The sequence below is a fragment of the Microbacterium umsixpiens genome, from assembly GCF_053543675.1.
On record NZ_JBLVOH010000124.1, the window covers coordinates 1 to 4229 of the forward strand.

At 67.5% G+C, this 4229-nt stretch carries 4 protein-coding genes and 3 tRNA genes; 4 read left to right on the forward strand and 3 right to left on the reverse strand.

Annotated features, from left to right (window positions below; genetic code table 11):
• Nucleotides 1-669 (reverse strand): coiled-coil domain-containing protein (locus ACNPM4_RS12390; RefSeq protein ID WP_448985886.1); only part of this gene is annotated, 669 nt, incomplete at its 3' end.
• A 210-nt stretch (nucleotides 670-879) separates the two neighbouring features.
• On the opposite strand from ACNPM4_RS12390, the gene ACNPM4_RS12395 reads away from it, so the two are divergent.
• From ACNPM4_RS12395 to ACNPM4_RS12410, 4 genes are all read left to right on the forward strand, one after another.
• Nucleotides 880-952, forward strand: a tRNA-Glu gene (locus ACNPM4_RS12395).
• A 29-nt stretch (nucleotides 953-981) separates the two neighbouring features.
• Nucleotides 982-1055, forward strand: a tRNA-Asp gene (locus ACNPM4_RS12400).
• A 72-nt stretch (nucleotides 1056-1127) separates the two neighbouring features.
• A tRNA-Phe gene (locus tag ACNPM4_RS12405) sits at nucleotides 1128-1200 on the forward strand.
• An 88-nt stretch (nucleotides 1201-1288) separates the two neighbouring features.
• Complete coding sequence (locus tag ACNPM4_RS12410; RefSeq protein WP_231481841.1) at nucleotides 1289-1621, forward strand: hypothetical protein; 333 nt, start codon at nucleotides 1289-1291, stop codon at nucleotides 1619-1621.
• An 18-nt stretch (nucleotides 1622-1639) separates the two neighbouring features.
• On the opposite strand, the gene ACNPM4_RS12415 is transcribed toward ACNPM4_RS12410, so the two are convergent.
• Nucleotides 1640-2485, reverse strand: coding sequence for a transposase (locus ACNPM4_RS12415; RefSeq protein ID WP_448985887.1), 846 nt, complete (start codon nucleotides 2483-2485; stop codon nucleotides 1640-1642).
• Between the two features lie 51 nt (nucleotides 2486-2536).
• Entirely contained in the window at nucleotides 2537-3862 is a 1326-nt protein-coding gene (locus ACNPM4_RS12420) for an FG-GAP-like repeat-containing protein (protein ID WP_448985888.1), read from the reverse strand.
• Nucleotides 3863-4229 lie beyond the last annotated feature (367 nt).

Genomic DNA, 4229 nt, shown 5'->3' on the forward strand with positions numbered 1-4229 from the left:
GTCGCGAGCGACCACGGCCTGGTCGCTCATCGACTGCGCGGAGTTCCGGGCGGCGACCGCATCGTCGTACACCGACTGGTTGTACTCGAAGAGCTTGTCCATCGTGCCGAGCCGCGCGAGCAACTCGTCTGCGTTGTCGGCAGAACCGGTGAAGAGGAGTTCGAGCGAGGTGTCGTCACCGCCGTTGCGGTACAGCTGCGCGGCAACCTGCCCGGCCTTCTTCGCGGACTCGGCGGCCTTCGCCGACTGCTCGTCGGCCTTTGCCTGCAGGGAATCGGCTTCGGTGGCTGCAGCGAAGTACTTCTGCTGCGCATCGTAGAACTCGTCTGCGGTGGCCTTCGCGACTGCCTGCGTCTCGGCGACCTTCTGGGTCAGCGACTGGATGAGTCCCTCGATGCGGGTGACCTCGGCGGCCTTGGCGGCTTCGCTGTTCTTCGCGCGCTGCACGTCGTCCCAGCTCGGGTACGAGGCGGCATAGGCGGCGGAGACCCCGTTCGAGATGCCGAAGGCGCTGAGCGCCACGACGCTGAGCACGCCGAGACCGAGTGCACCACGGCGGCTGAGGCCGTCTTTGCTGAACGCACGGCGTTCGGTCGGGCTGGGCGCGCAGCCGCAATCATCTGAAGCCGCGGCAACCGCAGCGTCCAGAGTGTTCTGGTCGTCGTTCACACGGCCCCTTCCGCCGGTTTCACAAATGCCACACTAACAACAACCGTCACATCTGCACCAGGCCGAGCATGCGGTCGCCAGCGCACGCCTGACGGGTCCATCGTCCTCCTGAAACACGCCCGGGGGAAGGCGCCGCGCCCTCGATTCGCGATTTGCCCAGAACATCCCTTATGCTTGAGCGTCGGCAAGGAAGTCCCCCGGGACTGACTCGGCCCCATCGTTTAGCGGCCTAGGACGCCGCCCTTTCACGGCGGTAGCACGGGTTCGAATCCCGTTGGGGTCACACCTTCCGATACAATTGAAAACAAGTATGGCCCTGTAGCGCAGTTGGTTAGCGTGCCGCCCTGTCACGGCGGAGGTCGCGGGTTCAAGTCCCGTCAGGGTCGCTCCGTGCGTTGAGCTCTTTCTTCGGAGAGGGCTCTTCGTCTAGGACGCGACAGGTTCGCCGGTCGCACCACGGCTCTGTAGCTCAGTTGGTAGAGCGCACGACTGAAAATCGTGAGGTCACGGGATCGACGCCCGTCGGAGCCACAGGGTGATCATTACAATCACCTTAGAAACCCTCGCCTAGCTTCTACATGGCGGGGGTTTTGCTTTTCCCAGCTAGGCTTCGGTCATCATGGATGACTCCGCCCGACCTGCGCCCGAGCGACAGACCGGGATGAACAGCCGCCGGATCGAGCTCACGATGCGACGCCCGCGGTTCACGCTCTATGCGGGGATCAAGCCGACTCTCGTCATCGGCGAGCGTGGGCAGCCCACGCAGTGGGGTCGAGGTACGTGGCAGGTTCCGTCCGACCAGCCGGTCGCCATCGGCGTCTACCTCTTCAACCGCGTGTGGCGCTTCGGCCGAGCGGAGGCCACCCTCGATCCGGAGGATGGCGCCGCGTGGGAGTACCGGGCGCCGATGCTGCCCTTCCTGCCCGGGCGCCTCGGCCACAGCCGCGGCTGATCGGGCCGCCCGATCGCCCTACAGCTCCTCCAGCGCTTTCTGGGCGCGCATGACGGCGCCCGACGCAGCCTCCGACTGCTGCCTCGCATCGGACTGTCGGTCCTTCGCCTGCTGCAGGTCCTTATCCACGCGCTCCGCCTCCGCGCGGGTGCGCGCGAGCTGACCCTCGAGCTCCGCCACGCCCTTGGCGAGCTCCGTCGCTCTGCTCTGCAGATCCTCCAGAGCCGCGTCTTGCTTGGCGAGCGCGCGCTCCGCAGCCTTGTGCTCCTTCTCCGCGCTCGCAAGCAGACGCTCCGCGTCGCGGCGGAGGCGTCGCGCCTGCAGCTCATCCGGCGGACGCTGCGGCACCGACTCCAGCTCCGGGATCTCCCCCACCACGGCATCCCGGATGTCGTCGGACGATGCCGAGGCCTCGATCGCCCGTATCAGCCGCCCGGAGGCGACGGCGCCCGCCGCTGCGGGGTCGAAGAAGGCGGCCGAGATGCTGCCCTCCACTGCCTCCCGTGTCGCAGACGTGATCTTCTCACCACGGGATCCCGCCAACTCGGCCGCCATCTCCGCGAGGCGTCTCGTGAGCGCACGGCGCTCCCTGCCGAGCTTCGCCAGCGCCGGCGCATCCAGGTCCTCCTGCGCTTCGCGAAGCTCTGCGGCCAGTTGCAGCGCCTCCCCCAGCTGCCCGGCGCGCTCCTGGGCGAACAGGTTCACCACCCAGGCGGCGACCGACGGCTTTCGCAACGCGCGGATACGTGCCGCGAGCACGCGGTCCTCGACACTGTCCGCGTGGGTCTTTCGCGACGATACGAACGACTCCGGCGGACCGGCGTACAGGGCTGCGGCGATCTCTTCGAACGTCGGGCCGGCCATGCGCCCACGATACGCCGTGCGCCGTCCGGCGGGGCTGCGGGAGGGTCGTCGCTACTCGATGGCGAGGTGGTCCGCCCAGTCGGCGCTGATCAGGGTGCGTCCGCCGAACGTGCCGTTTCCGAGGCCGGGGTACAGATAGAGCTGTCCGGAGGCGGTTCGCGCCAGCAGATCGGCATGACCGTCGCCGTTGTAGTCGACCCCTCCGGTGAGGGCGGTGAACTCACCCCATCCGGACCCGACCACGCGCATCGCGCGGAAACCTCCGGGGACTCCCGAATAGAACCGGAGAGCGCCGTCCGTGTCGACGGCGATGATGTCGCCACTGCCGTCGTTGTCGAAGTCGCCGCCGACGAGGAAGTGGAACCCTTGCCATCCGCCGCCGAGGGTGATGTGCGGTCCACTGAAGGCACCGGCACCGTTTCCCCGGTAGATCGTCAGAAGACCGGTCGCGGAGACGCCGATCACGTCCTGTTTGCCGTCTCCGGTGTAGTCGGCGCCCGACGTCACGTGGAGCAGGTCGTACCAGACCTTGCCGATGCTGACGGCCGGCGCGAATCCCCCTGCGCCGTTGCCGGCGTAGAACTCCAGATCACCATCGGATCTGGTCACGAGGATGTCGGCCTTGCCGTCGTTGTTGAAGTCCGCATGGGTGAGGTGTCTACGAGATCCACCCCACCCGCCGAAGAGCGTCTTCGCCGCCGAGAAGCCGCCCGAACCGGTGCCGGTACGCAACCGAAGATCACCGTTCCCGGCGATCGTCAGCAGATCGGCCTTCTTGTCGCCGGAGTAGTCGGCCGAAGCGACGCCCGGCGCCTGTCCCGAACCGAGCCCGGGGAAGTACAGCGGGAGAACGCCGCCGCGGGCGACGTTCGACAGGCAGGTGAACCCGTTGTTGATCGCGGTGTACACCGCACCGTTCAGCCGCACCTCGAAGTGCAGGTGGTACGCGGGAGAATTCCCGGTGTTGCCGACGACACCGATCTGCTGCCCGCGGGCGACTCTGGTACCCGGCGCGTACTTGCCGGGCGAGGCCATGTGTGCATACCGCGTGACGTAACCGCCGGGATGCTCGACATCGGTGTAGTTGCCGTAGCCGCTGTTGGCGGTACGGGACTTGATCACTCCGCCGTAGGAGGCCACGATCGGCGTGCCGCCCCCGCCGCCGATGTCGATGCCGTCGTGCGCACGGTAGTTTCCCCGACAGCCGTCGCCGACCTTCGATTGGATGTTGCCCGAGGACGGATACACCATCTGATCGTTGACGGCAGCAGTCGCGGAGGTAGTCGCCGACAGGGACGGTGCCACTGCTCCGATCACGACCGCGAGCACGGTGGCGATCCCGATGCGGGCGAGGCGCACGCGGGACGGTCGCTTCATCTCGAAGTTCTCTCTTGCTCGGCGGCCCCAAGGACGTGATGCCCTCCGCCGTCACCGTACCAGGGCTGCGCGATCCTTCCGCGAACGCCGCCGAGGAACCGGCGGATCCGTCTTCACCCACGGTGCACCGTGCAGCTGCCCGCTGAAACCGCACACCCAACATTCGGCCTCCGCAACTAGGCTGGGAGGCACGCCCCGCCCTGCCGGACCTCCGCCGGGTCACGGTCGTGGCGTGAGCCCAGACGACCTCCTCCTCCGGTCGCACGATCCCGTCCATCGGGATGGAGCCGCAGCTCCGCCGTGTGGCCACGCCAGAAAGGCATGAACCTCATGAGCGAATCCTCCGGAACCGCCGACCGCGACGGCG

Bases quoted from the DNA above. Each gene is read 5' to 3' on its own strand.
- ACNPM4_RS12420 (WP_448985888.1), bottom strand. From the start codon at position 3,862: ATGAAGCGACCGTCCCGCGTGCGCCTCGCCCGCATCGGGATCGCCACC.
- ACNPM4_RS12410 (WP_231481841.1), top strand. From the start codon at position 1,289: ATGGATGACTCCGCCCGACCTGCGCCCGAGCGACAGACCGGGATGAAC.
- ACNPM4_RS12415 (WP_448985887.1), bottom strand. From the start codon at position 2,485: ATGGCCGGCCCGACGTTCGAAGAGATCGCCGCAGCCCTGTACGCCGGT.